At 38.3% G+C, this 17107-nt stretch carries 17 protein-coding genes and 1 pseudogene; 10 read left to right on the forward strand and 8 right to left on the reverse strand.

Going from position 1 to position 17107, the window contains the following annotated elements; translation table 11 throughout:
- From DPX34_RS21085 to DPX34_RS21095, 3 genes are all read right to left on the reverse strand, one after another.
- The coding region (locus tag DPX34_RS21085) for an IS4 family transposase (RefSeq protein ID WP_111979291.1) at positions 1-1070 on the reverse strand (1070 nt) is incomplete at its 3' end.
- Positions 1071-1247: 177 nt separating this feature from the next.
- Positions 1248-1625: a hypothetical protein gene (locus DPX34_RS21090; protein ID WP_111980397.1), complete on the reverse strand. Its 378-nt coding sequence runs from the start codon at positions 1623-1625 to the stop codon at positions 1248-1250.
- 96 nt (positions 1626-1721) lie between these two features.
- On the reverse strand, positions 1722-2486 hold the full coding sequence (locus DPX34_RS21095) for an endonuclease/exonuclease/phosphatase family protein (protein ID WP_111980398.1): 765 nt from the start codon (positions 2484-2486) through the stop codon (positions 1722-1724).
- Positions 2487-2786: 300 nt separating this feature from the next.
- Between DPX34_RS21095 and DPX34_RS21100 the strand changes: the two genes are divergently transcribed.
- From DPX34_RS21100 to DPX34_RS21130, 7 genes are all read left to right on the forward strand, one after another.
- A complete protein-coding gene (locus DPX34_RS21100) occupies positions 2787-3998 on the forward strand; it encodes an ABC transporter substrate-binding protein (RefSeq protein WP_111980399.1) in 1212 nt (403 codons plus the stop codon).
- Positions 3999-6392, forward strand: a complete 2394-nt coding sequence (locus DPX34_RS21105) for an ATP-binding protein (protein WP_111980400.1) — start codon at positions 3999-4001, stop codon at positions 6390-6392. It begins immediately after the preceding gene.
- A 544-nt stretch (positions 6393-6936) separates the two neighbouring features.
- Positions 6937-7554, forward strand: a complete 618-nt coding sequence (gene msrQ / locus DPX34_RS21110; RefSeq protein ID WP_111980401.1) for a protein-methionine-sulfoxide reductase heme-binding subunit MsrQ — start codon at positions 6937-6939, stop codon at positions 7552-7554.
- A gap of 92 nt (positions 7555-7646) precedes the next feature.
- Positions 7647-8165 (forward strand): RDD family protein, encoded by a 519-nt coding sequence (locus DPX34_RS21115; RefSeq protein ID WP_111980402.1) that lies wholly within the window; start codon positions 7647-7649, stop codon positions 8163-8165.
- A gap of 28 nt (positions 8166-8193) precedes the next feature.
- Entirely contained in the window at positions 8194-8805 is a 612-nt protein-coding gene (gene rdgB / locus DPX34_RS21120) for an RdgB/HAM1 family non-canonical purine NTP pyrophosphatase (protein ID WP_198673778.1), read from the forward strand.
- A gap of 2 nt (positions 8806-8807) precedes the next feature.
- Positions 8808-9953 (forward strand): radical SAM family heme chaperone HemW, encoded by a 1146-nt coding sequence (gene hemW / locus DPX34_RS21125; RefSeq protein ID WP_111980404.1) that lies wholly within the window; start codon positions 8808-8810, stop codon positions 9951-9953.
- A gap of 313 nt (positions 9954-10266) precedes the next feature.
- A complete protein-coding gene (locus tag DPX34_RS21130) occupies positions 10267-10830 on the forward strand; it encodes a nuclear transport factor 2 family protein (RefSeq protein WP_111980405.1) in 564 nt (187 codons plus the stop codon).
- A 4-nt stretch (positions 10831-10834) separates the two neighbouring features.
- Here DPX34_RS21130 and DPX34_RS21135 read toward each other — a convergent pair whose 3' ends face one another.
- From DPX34_RS21135 to DPX34_RS21150, 4 genes are all read right to left on the reverse strand, one after another.
- The gene (locus DPX34_RS21135) at positions 10835-11596 is read right to left on the reverse strand and encodes a DUF2884 family protein (RefSeq protein WP_111980406.1); all 762 of its coding nucleotides are present in this window, start codon (positions 11594-11596) and stop codon (positions 10835-10837) included.
- Between the two features lie 224 nt (positions 11597-11820).
- Entirely contained in the window at positions 11821-12372 is a 552-nt protein-coding gene (locus DPX34_RS21140) for an Lcl C-terminal domain-containing protein (RefSeq protein WP_111980407.1), read from the reverse strand.
- Complete coding sequence (locus tag DPX34_RS21145; protein WP_111980408.1) at positions 12362-14128, reverse strand: Lcl C-terminal domain-containing protein; 1767 nt, start codon at positions 14126-14128, stop codon at positions 12362-12364. Before DPX34_RS21145 ends, DPX34_RS21140 begins: the two co-directional genes overlap by 11 nt.
- Before the next feature lie 113 nt (positions 14129-14241).
- A complete protein-coding gene (locus tag DPX34_RS21150) occupies positions 14242-14469 on the reverse strand; it encodes a DUF1653 domain-containing protein (protein WP_111980409.1) in 228 nt (75 codons plus the stop codon).
- A gap of 111 nt (positions 14470-14580) precedes the next feature.
- Here DPX34_RS21150 and DPX34_RS21155 point away from each other — a divergent pair, with 111 nt between their 5' ends.
- From DPX34_RS21155 to ruvX, 3 genes are read left to right on the forward strand one after another with little or no spacing between them, the layout of a single operon-like run.
- Complete coding sequence (locus DPX34_RS21155; protein ID WP_111980410.1) at positions 14581-15498, forward strand: LysR substrate-binding domain-containing protein; 918 nt, start codon at positions 14581-14583, stop codon at positions 15496-15498.
- 56 nt (positions 15499-15554) lie between these two features.
- Positions 15555-16115 (forward strand): YqgE/AlgH family protein, encoded by a 561-nt coding sequence (locus tag DPX34_RS21160; RefSeq protein WP_111980411.1) that lies wholly within the window; start codon positions 15555-15557, stop codon positions 16113-16115.
- Positions 16116-16145: 30 nt separating this feature from the next.
- Positions 16146-16580 (forward strand): Holliday junction resolvase RuvX, encoded by a 435-nt coding sequence (gene ruvX, locus DPX34_RS21165; protein WP_198673777.1) that lies wholly within the window; start codon positions 16146-16148, stop codon positions 16578-16580.
- A 139-nt stretch (positions 16581-16719) separates the two neighbouring features.
- Here ruvX and DPX34_RS22160 read toward each other — a convergent pair.
- A pseudogene (locus DPX34_RS22160) lies at positions 16720-17107 on the reverse strand (IS4 family transposase); the annotation flags it as partial.

Genomic DNA, 17107 nt, shown 5'->3' on the forward strand with positions numbered 1-17107 from the left:
ATTCGTTTTAGGTTGTCAACCGTTTGAAGACGCAAACCTTCGACATCCGTTCCATCCGATTTCCATGCCTTATGAAACTCTTCTATACGCCAACGTAATTCGTAATATCTGACTAATCGCTGCGCATCTTCAGCATTCTTAATCGTTTCATTCGTATATAATACCCAGCGCAACGCTTCTTTATCATCACTGTCTTTTTCGTCACAAATAATCACATTACACGTCAACGAATCAGCTCCCTCTGCTCGTTTAGGTTTGCCAATCGTTATTGATTGATAGTTCAGAGTCATTTTGGCTTGCCTAGCGGGACGATTTCCTCGTTGTGCGATATCCACGGTATAACAGCACTGTCCAATGACATCTTCACTCAATTTAGATAGCTTGCCTCGTGGTTCTAGTAAATTTCTATTGGCCTTGGCTCTGACTAGATATCGATGCGCATGTGTATGATGGTAATTTAAGTATTCGTAAATGTCGGCCTCTCTATCACAGACGTCAATAATATTGCTTACATTACTGGCTCTGGCTTTTACCGATTCAAAACACTTCATCCAAACAGAAGATTCTTTATCTTCAAACTTACGTCTTTGCTGCTCTTCTCGAGTGCCTTTATTTTTATTTTCTCTAAACCAGTATTTTTGATTAGCCAGTCCAATCGTTTTTTCTGATTGAGCATCAAGGAGCAAAGTCGAATGAACATGCAATGAACGTTTTCGACTGGTCTTTGTTTTTGAGTTGCTCACGTTACCTAACTTACTAGCTACACTATGCTCATAACTCAGTTCCGTGGTGTCTTGAATAGCAAGAACTAAAGGAGAGTCTGGCAAGAGCTGACAGGTATGCGAATATCCAGACTCGGCAATATCATCCGGGCAGATAGCGTCGTTACGGATAAAACGATATGCAGCTTCAATGTGAGCGGGACTATCACAGGATTTAACAATGGAATCTCCAACATTATTGGATAGGTCCGATGCTAATTGTGTTAACCGACGAGTCCTGCGAGGGTCTCCTAAATTAGCATTGCCAAAAATCTGATTTGCCCATTGTTGCGAGGTAAGTTGCTGCATTGAAATTCATTACGAAACAGTATGTAATGGGTATTAGATCATATTTAACTCGCATTTAAAACTTGTGTATAAGAGACAGACTTAGATCCATGTAAGCAAAGCAGTCAAGCTTCGACCTAGCCAAAAAAGTTTATCAAATCCTGATAACTTTTAGCTTTAACCTAAAAACCTATTCTACTATTGTGATGTTTTGCTTAATGTTTTATTGAAAATTCGAGGTGCGCGCAAAGCGGTATAAAAAGCGACGGCAAAAAGAAGAACGAGATAAGCTAACCAAGACAGTTGGTATAAATCTAAAAGCTTACTTAAGTTATGCGACATAAAGAATACAAAAATAGCAGAAAATGCGAGATGGAAGATGTTGAGTGGTTCATTTACTTTAAGCAAACCTAAATAAAAACCAACACCGCCAATCATCCCAGCAACACCGACACTCAATACAATGCCTAATATAGGCAATTCGAGGCCTACCTTATGGGCCGAATAATAACGAAACATAAAACCAAATATAGTTAAAAATACAGTGAACAACACTGATTGTATTTTAATACTCAAAGTAACACCTTATCTAGTGGGTATTTAAGCCGTAGTCACTCAAAAAAATAGAATTTAAGCGTTCAACAGGGGTTAAAGCCTATATTGATACCCATATTACATTGCTGCATCATTTTTACGTAATGCTAATTCAACGATAATAGGTAAATGATCGGATACTATATTATGACCAACGTTAAAATCATTAACAAAAAAAGCGTCAGACACTAAAATATGATCAATTGGAATAATAGGAAACGGTAAGTTTGCAGGCCAAGTAGGCAATATACCAAAGCCTTGTCTGGCATTTTTTAAACCTGAAATAGATTCCATGACTAAATAATCACTGGACCACATAGACACATTAAAATCACCAAGTAATATTTTTGCTGTGGATTTACTCGCTATTCTTTTCGCTGCGTCGATTAATTGATCATTTCGAGCTATATATAAAGCATCGCTTAATGGCGGAGTAGGATGAGTTGCAATTAACGTGACAGCTTGTTCATCTATTGTAAATGTGACTTCTATACTGGCTAGCCCTAAATTACCTAAGGTGATCACATTGGACGTTATAAAAGGTAACTGACTGTAAATTGCGATACCAAAATTATCATTTTGTGGCTTTTCGAGTCGATATTTATAATCCGATAGTGCACTTTTTATCCCGTCAATCCAATCTGTATTTATCTCCTGCAGAATAACCATGTGTGGCTTCTCTTTTTCTAAAAGCGAAGTCAATAAATGGAAATGTTGATTGGATGTGAGCACATTACTATGAAGAATTTTTAATCGTGTTTGATGTTTTGAACTTTTATTATCCTCTATATCCCAGTACCAAGAAAAAATAGAAAACGAGTGAATAACAGCAACGAAAAACATAATAATAAAAAGCTTATAGCGTTTATACGCTAACAAAAAGACACAGCAAATGACAGTACTCACTAAATAGACCAGTTTAAAGTGGCTAAATAGCTCGAAATAGCGATTTATATTGTCAAAAATAGAGCATATAGAAATAAAGAAAATTGAAACACTTATTATTAATACTAAGTTTTTAACCGATAATCTTGTTTGATAATAAATAACTGTAAATCCTAAGGCTTAAGAAGCAATACTGGCTTATTAAGCAAGTTAAAGCTAATATTTATATCATTATTATCATCTTCAGAACACTGAGTAATGAAATATAACAATGCATTCATAGCGTTATTATTAATACTAATCCCCTGCCATTACGGAGTTAGTAAAACACTCTATATTTACCACGACGCAGATTATTCAGTCAATATTGATTCAGCCAATGCCATGAAAATGGGTTTTTTAACGGCGTTAAGTGAAGTTGATAATAAAGTTCACGGTTACAATATTAAATTAATCGAAAAAAACCACCGTGGTAATATTAACCGCAGTTTATCTACTTTTAAGCATTTTAAAAAAAATGCCAACGCCTTATTCATATTAGGCGGTTTACATTCACCGCCTTATATTGTTAACCGAGAGTACATCAATAAAAATAAAATTCCTTTACTCGTGCCTTGGGCTGCAGGAGGACCGATAACACGATACCCAGATTCAAAAAATTGGGTTTTTCGTTTATCTATTGATGACACGGTTGCCGGTAATAGATTAGCAGAGCACGCTTTAAGTAAATTACATTGTAAAAGCCCCAGGTTATTCTTAGAGCAAACACCTTGGGGGGAATCAAATTACAAAACGATGTCTGCCTATTTAAATAATAAAGTACCTTTCGATGTCAGTTGGTTTGGCTGGAACACCAAACAAAACACGGCGGAAGTTGAGATTAAAAAAGCAATAAATCATAACGTAGACTGTTTGATTTTAGTCGCGAGTTATACCGAGTCAGTACATTTTTTAAATGCCATGTTAGCTATTTCACCTGAATTAAGATTACCTATAATTAGTCATTGGGGATTAACGGGAGGCGATCTTGATAAAGTATTAACACCTGAACTCAAAAAAGGGGTTGATCTAAGTGTGATCCAAAGTTGCTTTGCCTTTAATGATGACTGGATAACACCGTTTAGCGAGAAAGTTTTAAAACGCGCAAAAACACTGTTTCCCGCCGCTTTCACTAATAAAGATATGCTAAATGCACCAGCTGGTTTTATTCACGCTTACGACTTAGGTCGTATCGCTATTCGCGCATTGCAAAATATAAAATTAAGTGGCGACATCAAAAAAGATCGTCTGGCATTTAAAAACGCATTAGAAAACATTCAACACCCGATTCAAGGATTAATAAAACAATATGAAAAGCCGTTCAGCATTTGGACTCAATCAAAACCAGATGCACACGAAGCACTTAATTTAGCCGATTTTTGTATGGCAACGTTTGATGACAAAAATCAAATTAAGGTGCTTAAAAATTAAATGCGTAAAAAATTAAATTGGTTTAAATCTGAAGTTAATTTAGCTTACTTTGTTTTATTCGTTAGTTTTATTATTTCTTTTATCGTGAATACGCTTTTTGTGTCAGATCGCGCGACAACAACGTTGAGTAAATTAATGGATAGGCAGATTGAGCTGCAAGCCAATTCAACGTTTAATAATATTAATCAATTTATTGAAAATCGATTTAAAGTGATTAATGAAATCACTCGTAATTCGGTTGTGGTATCAAATGTTATGGGGATAGCCTCTAACTCATTAAATTTAGCTGACTACCTTGATCACATTACGATTTTAGATGAAAAAGAACACATTAAAGTGGCAGATTTTGAAGGCAACATTATTTATTCAAGCTTAAAAAAAGACGAATCACTTCCTCTTTGGGCACATAAAATAAATCTTGAAGAAAGACAATCAGCCATCAATATAATGTCACATAACCAGCAACATTATTTTCAACTTGCACTCCCCGTTAAATACAATAATTTTGTCGAAGGTGTGTTGCTTGTCGATATTATGAGCCAATCGATAGAAGACATATTGCAGCCTATTTTAGATGAAAGTGTACATGCAATAAACTTTATAAATACACAGGGTTTAAATTATTCATCTGCGGATTTATCGACGTATTCAAGTGTAGCTAATTTTGATGTGCCGGATTCAGAGCTCACACTTAATTTTTATGTTGCGCCTCATATCATTGAAAATGAAAAAAACAGTTATGTTGAGCAAATAGGCTTAACACTTGCGTTGAATATGCTACTAAGTTTTATCGTATTAGTGAGCATTATTCGTTCAGTTTTAATACGTCCATTAAAACGCATTGCTGAATCGGAGCGCATCGTTAAGCACCAAAAAGAACGTTTTCAGCTCGCCATATTAGGCAGCAACGATGGTATCTGGGACTGGGATTTGACTATAGATGAACTCTATATGTCGCCTAAGTTAATGGACATGTTGCAATTGTCACCCTGCCAACATAGCGATAAAAAGCCCCCCACAATGAATGAAATTTTTGAACAACATGTGCACCCTGATGATCAGTCCAAAAACAGAGACGCACTTAAAAAACATTTCAGAAGTGATACTCCTTATGATACAGAGCATCGAGTGCTTGTTGGTGCTCGCTATCGTTACTTTAGGGCAAGAGGCATCACTCATCGTAATGAGCAAGGTAAGCCTATAAGAATGGCTGGCTCATTAACCGATATAACCGATTTTAAACAACAACGTATCGCATTAGAAGAAGCGTTAAATAAGGCTAAAGCTGCGAGTTTGGCTAAAAGTGAATTTTTAGCCAATATGAGCCATGAAATTAGAACCCCCATGAATGGGGTATTAGGCGCTTTACAAATATTACAACGAAGTAAATTACCCGACGATTCACACAAATTAGTTGAAACAGGCATTATTTCATCTAAATCATTACTCGCTTTAATTAACGATATTTTAGATTTGTCGAAGATCGAATCGAATAACATTGAATTAGAATGTATTCCCACCGATATTATTACCTTGCTCTCAGCGGTTAAAGAAGAGCAATCATTAGCCGCGCAACAAAAATCTATAAAGCTCACGGTTAATGCCGAGGCGCTCAATCACTCGACTTGGTTAATTGACCCCGTTCGTTTAAAACAAATCATCACCAATTTAACCTCTAATGCCATAAAATTTACCAATGTGGGTGAAGTGGCGATAACGGTATCTGAAAAAAATGAACAAATAAAAATTGCAATTCAAGATAGCGGGATCGGTATTTCAAAAGCCCATTTAGATAAATTATTTTTTAGATTTGAGCAGGCCGATACATCAACGACCCGAAAATACGGCGGCAGTGGCTTAGGTTTAGCCATTTCAAAACAACTCGCTGAATTAATGCAGGGTGATATCACCGTAGTCAGTCAAGAAAACATAGGCTCGTGTTTCACTTTAACTTTTAAAGCAGACAAATCAGCCACGACTAAACCAACCCAAAACGCTCAAGCGGTAGATCACCAACCTGAAGCAGCTAATTATCATATTTTATTAGCTGAAGATAACGAGATTAATCAAATCGTTTTTTGTTCGATACTTGAGCCAACTCACGCTAACATCGAAATAGCGAGTGATGGATTAGAAGCGGTTAAACAAGCATTAGACAACAAGCCCGATCTTATTTTCATGGATATTCAAATGCCAAATATGGACGGTATTCAAGCGTGTAAACAAATAAAATCAAACTACCCCGATTTACCTATTATTGCGCTCACCGCTAATGTAATGAGTAACGACATCGAAAAATACATTCAATCTGGCTTTGATGCTTATATAAGTAAACCCGTCAATATTAAAGAACTTTACCAAGTTTTAGCTGAACACTTAAAAAGTAAAAACTAACCGATTCAAAAAACCGATTCAAAAAACCGATTCAAAGGGATCGGGTTTTAGGGGCAGGTTTCTCGTTCCAGACGAAACCGAAGTACTTACATCCATGTAAGCAAAGCCGTCAAAGCTACCGCGTCCTGCTCTCGCCCCTTACCTGCATCCATGCAGGCAAAGCTACCGCGTCCTGCTCTCGCCCCTTACCTGCATCCATGCAGGCTTCGAGACCCCATGAGCATATGCTCTACTATGTGATTGGGGCCGCCTAAATGGATTTAGGTGTTAGAACGACGCAGGAGCCAAAGTCGAGAGAAAGCGCTGACAATGAACTATAAAACCTGAGCGAGAAGACTATAATAAATTCAAAGTAATATGTTTGTTTCAGATCAAAAGCCGCTGGGGCATTCCTTTCAGGCGAGTTTTAAATGCTCGCTGAGTGGGCACTTATTATTACGGATTGGTATTAATGGGTCCCATTTTTACCTACCCGTAAACTTGTACGGAAAGATCCATGTTATGATCCTTTATACCGATAGACAGACCAAACTGTAAAATAACGATGCCTTCATTATCAACACAACATAAAATATTATTAAGTAAACTTTTTTTGCACCTTGCTGCGTTAATACCTATTTTTACAAGCTATTATGCCGCTATTTATGATGAGTCCGTCACGGACCCCGTTAAAATGATCATTCACTTTACCGGTGAAGGGGCTTTTAGGTTATTGATATTAACGGCCTGCATTTCAATATTTGCCAAATACGGTAAAGCCCCTTGGTTAATACAAACTCGACGCTTGGTCGGACTTTATGCGTTTACTTACAGTATTTTACATATCGCTAGCTTTTGGGCATTTGAATTACAATTTTTATGGTCTCGGTTTATTGAAGAGATTGTTGAACGTCCGTACATTTGGGTCGGTTTGGCCGCGTTTATTATATTATTTGCCTTGGCCATTACATCTCCCAATAAAATTCGCGCTAAAATGGGCCGTAAATGGCAAAGCCTACACTATTCTATCTACCCTGCTTTGTTGTTAGTGAGTATTCATTTTTACTGGTCAGTTAAAGCAACGCCCGTAGAACCGGTTATGTATGGTGGCTTTGTATTAATTTTACTCGGGTTTAAATGGCCTAATATTAAAAAATGGTTACACCTTCGTGCCAAATTTTAAACGGCAAAGTTCAAGCTAACTTACCGGTTTTTTGTTAGCATAGCGCCGTAAAATTTAAGCACTGTATGTTGAGTTATTGAGTCAGTTAAATTATGAATGAAGTTATTTCTAAAACAGGCTTTCCGCGAGCCGGTTTTCGCCGTCGTTTAGCGGCAATGGTTTATGACTTATTAGTGACAGCGGCGATTGCATTAGCCGCTGCATTAATAGGTTTATTGATATTGCAATTATTTATTACGGTTGGCGTATTTTCGTTAGGTAACCATGACGAAATTTCAACATGGTTGCAAGCAACGGCGTTTGGCCATCTTATATTTCAAGCCTACTTACTCTTCTGTATCACTTATTTTTATATTTGGTTTTGGAGTAAAGGCGGGCAAACCGTCGGCATGAAAACTTGGCGTTTGCGCGTACAAAATGAAAATGGCCATGACATTAGCAAAAAACAAGCATTGATACGGTTAGTGTGCTCTGTTTTTGGTTTAGGTAATTTGTGGCTTTTGTTGGCTCGCCGATATCGATTGTCATTACAAGATTATGCCGCAAAGTGTGAAGTCGTCGTATTAACTAAAGAAGCAAACCAACATAAAAATTGGCAAAAACTCTATTAAGCGCTTAACCGCATCGAGCAGGAAATGAATTATGAAAAAGATTGTATTAGCAACAGGTAATCTAGGAAAAGTAAAAGAACTATCGGATCGCCTAGCGCCATTAGCGTTTGATGTTGTTGCACAAAGTGAGTTTACTGTTTCTTCGGTTGCAGAAACCGGCACCACCTTTGTTGAAAATGCCATCATAAAAGCCCGTCATGCCGCGGCTGAAACGGGGTTGCCCGCCATTGCAGATGATTCAGGTTTAGAAGTTGATTATTTAAACGGCGCGCCCGGTATTTATTCATCTCGGTATAGCGGCGATAACGCAACTGACGAATTAAATAATAGTAAATTACTTGAGGCTTTATCAGGTGTTCCTGCTGCACAACGTACTGCGCGTTTTCAGTGTGTGCTGGTTTTTATGTTGCATAAAGATGACCCAACGCCCATTATTTGCCAAGGCAGTTGGGAAGGCACCATAACCGATGATGCATCAGGCCGAAATGGCTTTGGTTATGACCCATTATTTTGGTTAAATACACATCAATGCACGTCAGCTGATTTAACTAAACAAGAAAAAAATACAATTAGTCATCGTGGCCAAGCTTTAAACCAATTGCTTGCGTTACTGCCGAGTAAAATAAGCCAAATTAAATAAATATGACTCTGCTGCAACTACCTCCACTTAGTTTATATATTCACATTCCTTGGTGTGTACAAAAATGTCCGTATTGTGACTTTAATTCGCATGCAGTCAAAAAAGGCATACCTGAAAGTGAATATATCGCCTGCTTACTTGATGATTTAAACCAAGATTTAGATTATGTGCAAGGCCGTGAAATTAAAACCATCTTTTTTGGTGGTGGTACTCCCAGTATTTTTTCGGCTGAAGGTATTGCGAAAATTATTGCGGGCGTAAAACAACGAGTTACACTTGCACCGGATTGTGAAATCACATTAGAGGCAAATCCGGGGACAGTCGAAGCCGCTAAATTTGCAGGTTTTGTGAATGCGGGTGTAAATCGTTTTTCTATTGGTGTGCAATCACTTCAAGCGGATAAGTTAGCTAAATTAGGTCGTATTCATAATGGTAACGAGGCAATTAAAGCGGCTCAATTAGCAAATACATTGCCTTTAAACTCATTTAATTTAGATTTAATGCACGGTTTACCTGAGCAAAGTTTAGACGATGCACTTTATGATTTATCAACCGCACTCAAACAATTACCTCCACATCTGAGTTGGTATCAGCTCACATTAGAGCCCAATACCCTATTTGGTTCTAAACCCCCTAAGCTGCCGGAAGATGAAGCATTATGGCAAATTCAAGAACAAGGGCACGCACTTTTATTAGCGAACGGTTATGAACAATATGAAATAAGTGCTTACGCTAAAAAAGGGCACACTTGCCAGCACAATTTAAATTACTGGCGTTTTGGTGATTATTTAGGGATTGGTTGTGGTGCACACGGAAAAATAACACTGGCAAATAAGAATAAAATCATTAGAACTGAAAAAGTTAAGCACCCAAAAGGTTATATGGATTTAACTCAAAATTACTTGTATCAATCAACGCCCATTGAGCAAGACGACTTGGCTTTTAATTATTTTATTAATCGTTGTCGGTTAATGGAAGCGATCCCTAAAGAGGAACTAACTCAGTACACAGGATTAGCTCTTCACCAAATTGACGACTTTATTCAAGCGGCAATAAACCAAAAATTCATGATTGAAACCAACAGCCATTGGACCGTGACTGCCCATGGACATCGGTATTTAAATACATTACTTGAACTGTTGATCTAATGAATCCTTATTAAAGCGATTGTTTACAAACCTAGGGCGTGTTTATCTTTGTCGTATCGATTTCGTTCAATTCCAAAGCGTTTTGATCGCGGCATTGGCTTCATGACATAATGGTTCTACGTCAAAAGCCAATAACAAAGAGCAAAACGTTTTGGATTGAACCCAAAGGCCAGCGCATTTGCACTATTTCTACTACGTTATCGCTCTTTTATGTAGAATAACGACACTGCAATCGCTCTGCCTTGTATAAATCGGCTGCAAAAGCATTCATAAAAGATAAACACGCCCTAGTTATAACCATGAGACTCTCAACATGTTAAATAAACAAACTTTTCGATTAATTCAATTTTTAGCCATAACACTTTGTTTGAATGCATGCATGTTTTTACCAAAGAAAAAAGACCCGATCCTTGCATCTAACCAACAAATTGAGATGATGATAAAAGAGTATTTAACGCAGTATGCCTTGCGTGAAGACTTTGATCGCTTTATGAACTTTTACGCAAGTGATGCCGTGCTAGAAGACATTGTGAGTGGTGATGTAAAAAAAGGCAAAGCGGAAATTCGTGCATTTTTAAACTGGCCTGATGAAAAATATGAACAGTCCCCGTCTCTATCAACTCTGGTTACTGAAACCATTATTGTTCACAACAAACAAGCCGCCGTAAAAGGTTATTTCATGCCATTTACCTATGATGAAGTTGTATTAGGCCCTTGGCATTTTACAATGTGGTTTACGGTTAATGATGAATACAAAATTACCCGTCATGTTGATTTTATTAACTACACCCCCAAAGCACTATTTTTAAGCAGCCCAAATAGTAACGAAAAGATTAAAATACCCAACTATTTGTTTGTCCCCAATAGTAAAGATTAATCAATCAGCGTAGGTTAAATATATTAAAGTTTTCAAGTTGCGGTATATGATGCTGCATCTTGGTTTCAATTAAATCGATCGCCACTAACCGTTGACAAAATTCTTGTGATTTAACATCTAAGTTACCTGATTTCAGTTCTAATTCAGCGATCACATCAGCAGATAAGCGATTTAGTCTATCGCCAAATTTTTGCATTTTTTCTTTAAAGTTATCGGTATCGTCGTTCATCGCCGATAAAAATAAATTCAAATTGTTAGCCGTCAGTGATTTCATTTGCGCTGAAAACTCATCATTAATCGTTTGTTCAAGTGAATTTAAGCTTTGCGGCCCTAAAAAAAAGTTTTGGTCGCGATGATTATATTTCCCCATTATTTTCATGACGACGTGTTCTATTTGTGAACGCACCCGTAAATGGTTTTCGCTATTTTCACCATGCAAACTACTCGCGAGTTGATTTATCCAGCTTGATGCCAGCATAGCGCCATCCACAATTAAATCGATATATTCAGGAACATGCTGCGAGACCTGCTCAATATAACTTTGCACAATCGCTTGTTGTTGTAGATCAAGCGTTAATACGGAGCCTTGAATAATGACTTGTGAAGGTTTGTTGAATTGTACTTGAGTGCGATAGTTATCAATGATCCGAACATGCTTATCGTTGATAACCAACCCCATTTCGATATCAATTTTACAGGCATCACTGGCGTGTATGCTAAATGAGGTAATTAAAAGCGCTAAAACAATAACTATATTTCGATCCAAAATAAACACTCTTAGTTAATTCAATACAAAAATTGCTTGCCGATCGCCGCCGCAATTCACATTAAACAGGCGATGAAACGTAGCAAGACAATTTTGATGTCGATAAACGTATTTTAACGAGCGAATGAACTTTCGCGATGGATTATAGATTAACGTTATTTTATTTACGTTAAAGCGCATGCACATAAAATATTAAGGTTTATGTGCATGAATATATGCAGGTATTAGTTTATTTTTCGAACGAGGCGCACAAGGGAGTTCTCAATTTTTAAAGCCGTATTATTGCTACCTTCTTCAAACGAAACAGCCCAAACGGTATCCCCTATTATTTCACCTGCACTATCGGTTCCGATAACAGGCGTATTACTCCAATACCGCTCCGATAATCCATCATTAAAAATAGCAGTATTTAACGCAGGTGTTGAGCATTGCCGCTCGATTATCGACATTAACTCTTTAATATTGGGTAAGCGCCAATCGGTATAATCAGCATATTCAATGTTATCGGCATATTGCAGCGCTTCTTGCCACGTAAAGGTTTGCGCTTGGCCTTCACACGTTAAATTGATTTCATTCCATGTCGTACCTACAGAGCACATATACCAACTTAAACCTGTAACTTGATCGGTCGCAATGCCTAACTGACTATCAAGCACAAATTGCGTAGTCGGCGTAGAAGAAGGTATTGAATCCGAAAAACACACTTGTGCCGAAATTGCGGCTCCAGTCCATAAGCAACTCGCGAGTAAACCTAATTTCAAATATTTATAGTGCATTTTCAGGTGCTCCTCTAACTAATAATACACGGGCTGGTGTCGATTTAACTAATGCCGCGTCGTTAGCCGTAGCCGCATTAACAGCCCAAGCCTGTAATGCGACTTGAGAAATACCCGTACCAAAAGCACTTGACTGATAAGACCAGTATGGCTGGCTAGCCGATGCATGAGCGGCCCACAACTCAACTAAATTTTCGTCGCGAGCAAACTTATCATCTAAACGGGCAAGATTAAAAATAGACATTAATTCTTTAATTGAAGGTAACCGCCAATCATTAGCACCACATAGGCCAACATTATTGACCGCACTCACATATGAGGCAGTATCACAATTTGTTAAAATACCCGTTGCAGTTGTGCACGAGCCTAGATTTTCAAATCCCGCGCTAGCGCCATTCGTAGCAGAATCAGGGTTATACCAACTAAATGTACTATTATAGGCACGGAACCCCGTTGTACTTTTAACTTCCCAAATGAGTTCGGTGACATTATCACGTACACAAGCTGCATCACCCGATGGGATCTCATCGCCATTGGCGTCTAAGCGCGTAAAATCAAAACCGAGTTCACCGTTTCCGCGTTTACTTAACGTGTCGCTGATATGCGCAGGATCACGCCCCTGCTCAGCATCTTGATTAGGAAAAGCCGTTAATGAACAAGGCACCGCATTGTTGGTTGCATCAGCACAATTAGTTAAACCGGTATCGTTAATTCCATCAAAAGGAGAAATAGCTAATACCGTGACAAGAACTCGGTCTTCTTTATTCCCGATATTATTAGTCCCTGTTAAAGCAAATTCGTATTCAGCGGTTTCGGTCACGGCTGGCGCAATAAAGCGTGCATTTTCAAGCGTGGCGTTTTCAAGCGTGATAACACTGCCACCCGATGTTTGACGCCATTCCAACTGACTCGTATTGGACGCCCCTTTTAAGGTAACAACTTGCCCTTCATAGGCAACTCGATCACTACCAGCGGAAACAATCGGGCGTGAAGCCGATATAGGCAAGATATCAACAAAAAGTTCGGTCTCTGTTGATATATCATTTGTATCGGTCACTTTTAAGGTAAATTTGAGCGTAACAGGCTGAGAGCTCGGGTTTACAAACTCTTGTTGTGCAATCAATTCAGTTACCGTTGGCTCTTGCTCGGTAAAATTTCGTCGAATACCATCTGTCGGTAAGTTATCAATGGCAGCACCTGCCGTCTGCTCTAATAATAACTGCACGGCTTTTACCGCCGTACCATCTTCTCCATCTATCCAATTTGCTTCTAGCTGAAAGCCTTCACCCGATTCAACAGTAAACTCACTGCCACTCACCGTACCCGCTTTTAATAAACTAATGATAGGGGGTGAGCTGATTGGGGTTACAAAGACAGATTTATTCTGCACCTTAGATATCCCAGTCGCATCAGTGACCGATAAGGTTAATAATATTTCAGTGGTTGTCAGTACTTCAGGTGCGGTAAAGGTAATGATGGGATCTTCATCACCACTTAACGCATCTTCATATAAAATAGGTTGAATTTGCCATTTATAAACAAAGGGCTCAGTACCGCCTTGTAAAAAGCTTTGTATTTCAATTTCGGTTAATTCCGAAATGGTAATATCATTACCTAAAATCACCCTTAAATCTTGGGAGGTCTCCCCATCACCATCGGATGAACCGCCACCTGAACCGCCACAACTGCCGAGTAAAAGCGTGGTCACCAGACTAAAAAAAACAGGGAAAAGCGCTAAGCTAAATAATCTATTCATGTGTTAATGCTCTATTACCACTTTGAGAATGCAACATCGAGGGTTGCGTCAAAAAAACATAGACTTAGAGCACTGCAATAATAATACCAGTTTAACGCTACGTTATGTTTAGATTAAGGAGCTAGTGCCGCGAGTGAATCAGCAATATAGGCAAACCGAAGACGAGTAACGCCTTCTTTTTCAATTGTTTCATTAAACATAGAAAGTGGGCGTACCCACAAGCCAAATTCACCGTACAATGCACGATATACCACAACCTCTTCTTCTGTTTCGCTATGTTTAGCGACATCAATAACTTGATATAAAGCGCCTTTATAATGTTTGTAAATACCAGCTTTCATTTTCACTCACTTTAATAAATAGGAAATCCATAACGGCATCATGCCAAACATAGCAATATAAATCGACACAGGTATAATCAAAAAGTGTCATTTAAGATAATAAAGTTAACTATGCTTGAAATTCGTCATTTAAAAACCATTAAAGCTATTGCACAACTCGGTACACTCGCTAAAGCGGCTGATTGGTTGCACACATCTTCTTCTGCCTTATCTCATCAATTAAAAGATATTGAAGGGCGTATTGGCAACCCACTTTTTGTGCGAAAAACCACACCGGTTCAACTCACTGCCGAAGGTCAAATATTGTTAGCTTTAGCAGACGAAATATTGCCAGCTTTAAGTCATACCGAACAAAAACTACAAGAATTGAAGCAAGGTAATAAAGGCCGGTTACGCTTAGCCATTGAATGCCATAGTTGCTTTCAATGGCTAATGCCGGCTATAAGCCAATTTAAACAGCGATGGCCATTGGTTAATGTCGAATTTAATAACGATTATATGTTTGATGCTTTACCCGGCTTAGAAGAAGGTCAGCTAGATTTAGTGATAACCGCCGATACTTACCCTTCTGAACTCATGCATTTTGAACCTTTATTTACCTTTGAAATGGTTTTGGTGACGGCACCTAATCATCCGTTGGCCGATAAAAAGCATATTGACCCTGTGGATCTGCAAACAGAAAATTTATTAGTTTACCCCGTAAATAATGAACGCTTAGATGTATTTAAGCATTTTTTATTACCTGCTAATGTGTCACCGCGCAGCATTAAAAAAGTCGATCAAACGTTAATGATTTTGCAAATGGTAACCGCCGATATGGGGGTAGCCGTATTACCCAATTGGGCGGTACGTGAATATGAAGCACAAAATTTAATCAAAATTTGCTCTTTGGGTAAAAAAGGTGTGCAAAGTAAGCTGTATGCAGCCATTAAACAACGTGATACCAACAAGAGCTACATTCAATCATTTTTTGATATCAGTCGCGAAGTGAGTTTACAAAATTTGCCAGACGTACAATCAGCAAGTTAAACTTAAAACTCATTAGCTGTTATACTTAAATTACTTTCGATATACATACCTTGCCTATGCCGAGTTTACGTAATCACTTTATTATTGCGATGCCTAGTTTAGCGGATCCTTATTTTTCACGAACAGTTACCTATATTTGTGAACATAATAAAGACGGCGCGATGGGGATCATTATTAATCAACCGACTGACATGAAGATTGACGCTTTATTAAAAAAAATAAACGTTGACGTGACACCTCATTTTAATAGCGATAAACCTGTATATGTTGGCGGACCAGTGTGTAATGATCAAGGTTTTGTATTACATAAAGAAGAGCCTGAATCTAAATGGTCAAGTTCAATTTCTATTTCAGACCAAATTCATTTAACCACGTCAAAAGACATACTACAGGCAATAGGTACCGATCTTGGACCGCAAGATTTTTTAATATCGCTTGGTTATGCCGGCTGGAGTGGCGGACAATTAGAACAAGAATTAAAAGACAATGCATGGTTAACCATTGAAGCAGATCTTAATATAATGTTTAACACGCCAATTCATTTGCGTTGGGAACGCGCAACCGAAAAATTAGGCTTTAACCCATGGCAACTCTCTGCCGATGTCGGTCACGCTTAACTTAACCGTTATAAATAGAAATAAGAGATAATGACAAATTCAAAGATAGGTGAACGCCTGGTGATCGCTTTCGATTACGGCGTTAAAAGTATTGGTATCGCAACGGGTCAAGAACTCACCGGCACAGCCAATGGGCTGACTTTTATCAAAGCAAGAGATGGGATCCCTAATTGGGACGAAATTGAAAAAATTTTTAAAGAATGGCAACCTGATTTGTTAGTTGTAGGTTTACCTTTAAATATGGACGGTACAGAACAAGAAATTACCAAGCGCGCCAAAAAATTCGCTAACCGCCTGCATGGCCGATTTGGCTTACCCGTTGAGACCAATGATGAAAGGCTAACCACGGTCGATGCCAAAGCACGACTATTTGAAAGTGGCGGTTATAAAAATTTACAAAAAGGTAATGTGGATGCCATGTCTGCTAAGCTCATTTTAGAAAGTTGGTTCGAAAATCAATATTAACCTGACTTTTATTTAACGATAGTCAAAGCGATCGGGGTTTAGGGGCAGGTTTCTAGTTCCAGACGCCATGAGCATATGCTCTTCTATGTGCTTGGGGCCGCCTAAATGGATTTCATATGTAGGTACTTAAGCTCACTTATTAATCAATCCCGTTATTCTCAACCAAGGATATAACACCGAATTGATATAGCCCATCTTTCAAATCTCGCTTGGGGTGGGCGCGTGGACATAGCTTTGATATTAGTTCTACGCATTCCTCCACTGCTATCGCTACTGCATGATGTTGACTCAGTTTATTAACTAACAGTGATAGCCATGTTGGTGCGGACCTCGCCACTTTTTGTGTCGATATCCATAAAGATTTTAATGCCTCTGTTGCAAATGCCATCATCCTTTTTAGTAACACAGTGATGAAGCTGGCATAGATTAAGGCGCAAACAATAGGCTCTTTTTGTGTGCTGAATTTTTTAAGGTTGCAATACGATTTAAGCTCTTTGAACAATAACTCAATTTGCCACCTTAATCGG

Origin of the sequence: Algibacillus agarilyticus (genome assembly GCF_003286125.1) — a bacterium.
In the GTDB taxonomy this organism is placed as follows: Bacteria; Pseudomonadota; Gammaproteobacteria; order Enterobacterales; family Alteromonadaceae; genus Algibacillus; species Algibacillus agarilyticus.

What these genes read in the sequence shown, in the direction of transcription:
- DPX34_RS21150 (WP_111980409.1), bottom strand. Translation starts at nt 14,469, where the DNA reads ATGAAAGCTGGTATTTACAAACATTATAAAGGCGCTTTATATCAAGTT.
- DPX34_RS21160 (WP_111980411.1), top strand. Translation starts at nt 15,555, where the DNA reads ATGCCGAGTTTACGTAATCACTTTATTATTGCGATGCCTAGTTTAGCG.
- DPX34_RS21095 (WP_111980398.1), bottom strand. Translation starts at nt 2,486, where the DNA reads ATGTTTTTCGTTGCTGTTATTCACTCGTTTTCTATTTTTTCTTGGTAC.
- DPX34_RS21155 (WP_111980410.1), top strand. Translation starts at nt 14,581, where the DNA reads ATGCTTGAAATTCGTCATTTAAAAACCATTAAAGCTATTGCACAACTC.
- DPX34_RS21145 (WP_111980408.1), bottom strand. Translation starts at nt 14,128, where the DNA reads ATGAATAGATTATTTAGCTTAGCGCTTTTCCCTGTTTTTTTTAGTCTG.
- DPX34_RS21140 (WP_111980407.1), bottom strand. Translation starts at nt 12,372, where the DNA reads ATGCACTATAAATATTTGAAATTAGGTTTACTCGCGAGTTGCTTATGG.
- hemW (WP_111980404.1), top strand. Translation starts at nt 8,808, where the DNA reads ATGACTCTGCTGCAACTACCTCCACTTAGTTTATATATTCACATTCCT.
- DPX34_RS21130 (WP_111980405.1), top strand. Translation starts at nt 10,267, where the DNA reads ATGTTAAATAAACAAACTTTTCGATTAATTCAATTTTTAGCCATAACA.
- msrQ (WP_111980401.1), top strand. Translation starts at nt 6,937, where the DNA reads ATGCCTTCATTATCAACACAACATAAAATATTATTAAGTAAACTTTTT.
- DPX34_RS21100 (WP_111980399.1), top strand. Translation starts at nt 2,787, where the DNA reads ATGAAATATAACAATGCATTCATAGCGTTATTATTAATACTAATCCCC.
- DPX34_RS21115 (WP_111980402.1), top strand. Translation starts at nt 7,647, where the DNA reads ATGAATGAAGTTATTTCTAAAACAGGCTTTCCGCGAGCCGGTTTTCGC.
- ruvX (WP_198673777.1), top strand. Translation starts at nt 16,146, where the DNA reads ATGACAAATTCAAAGATAGGTGAACGCCTGGTGATCGCTTTCGATTAC.
- DPX34_RS21105 (WP_111980400.1), top strand. Translation starts at nt 3,999, where the DNA reads ATGCGTAAAAAATTAAATTGGTTTAAATCTGAAGTTAATTTAGCTTAC.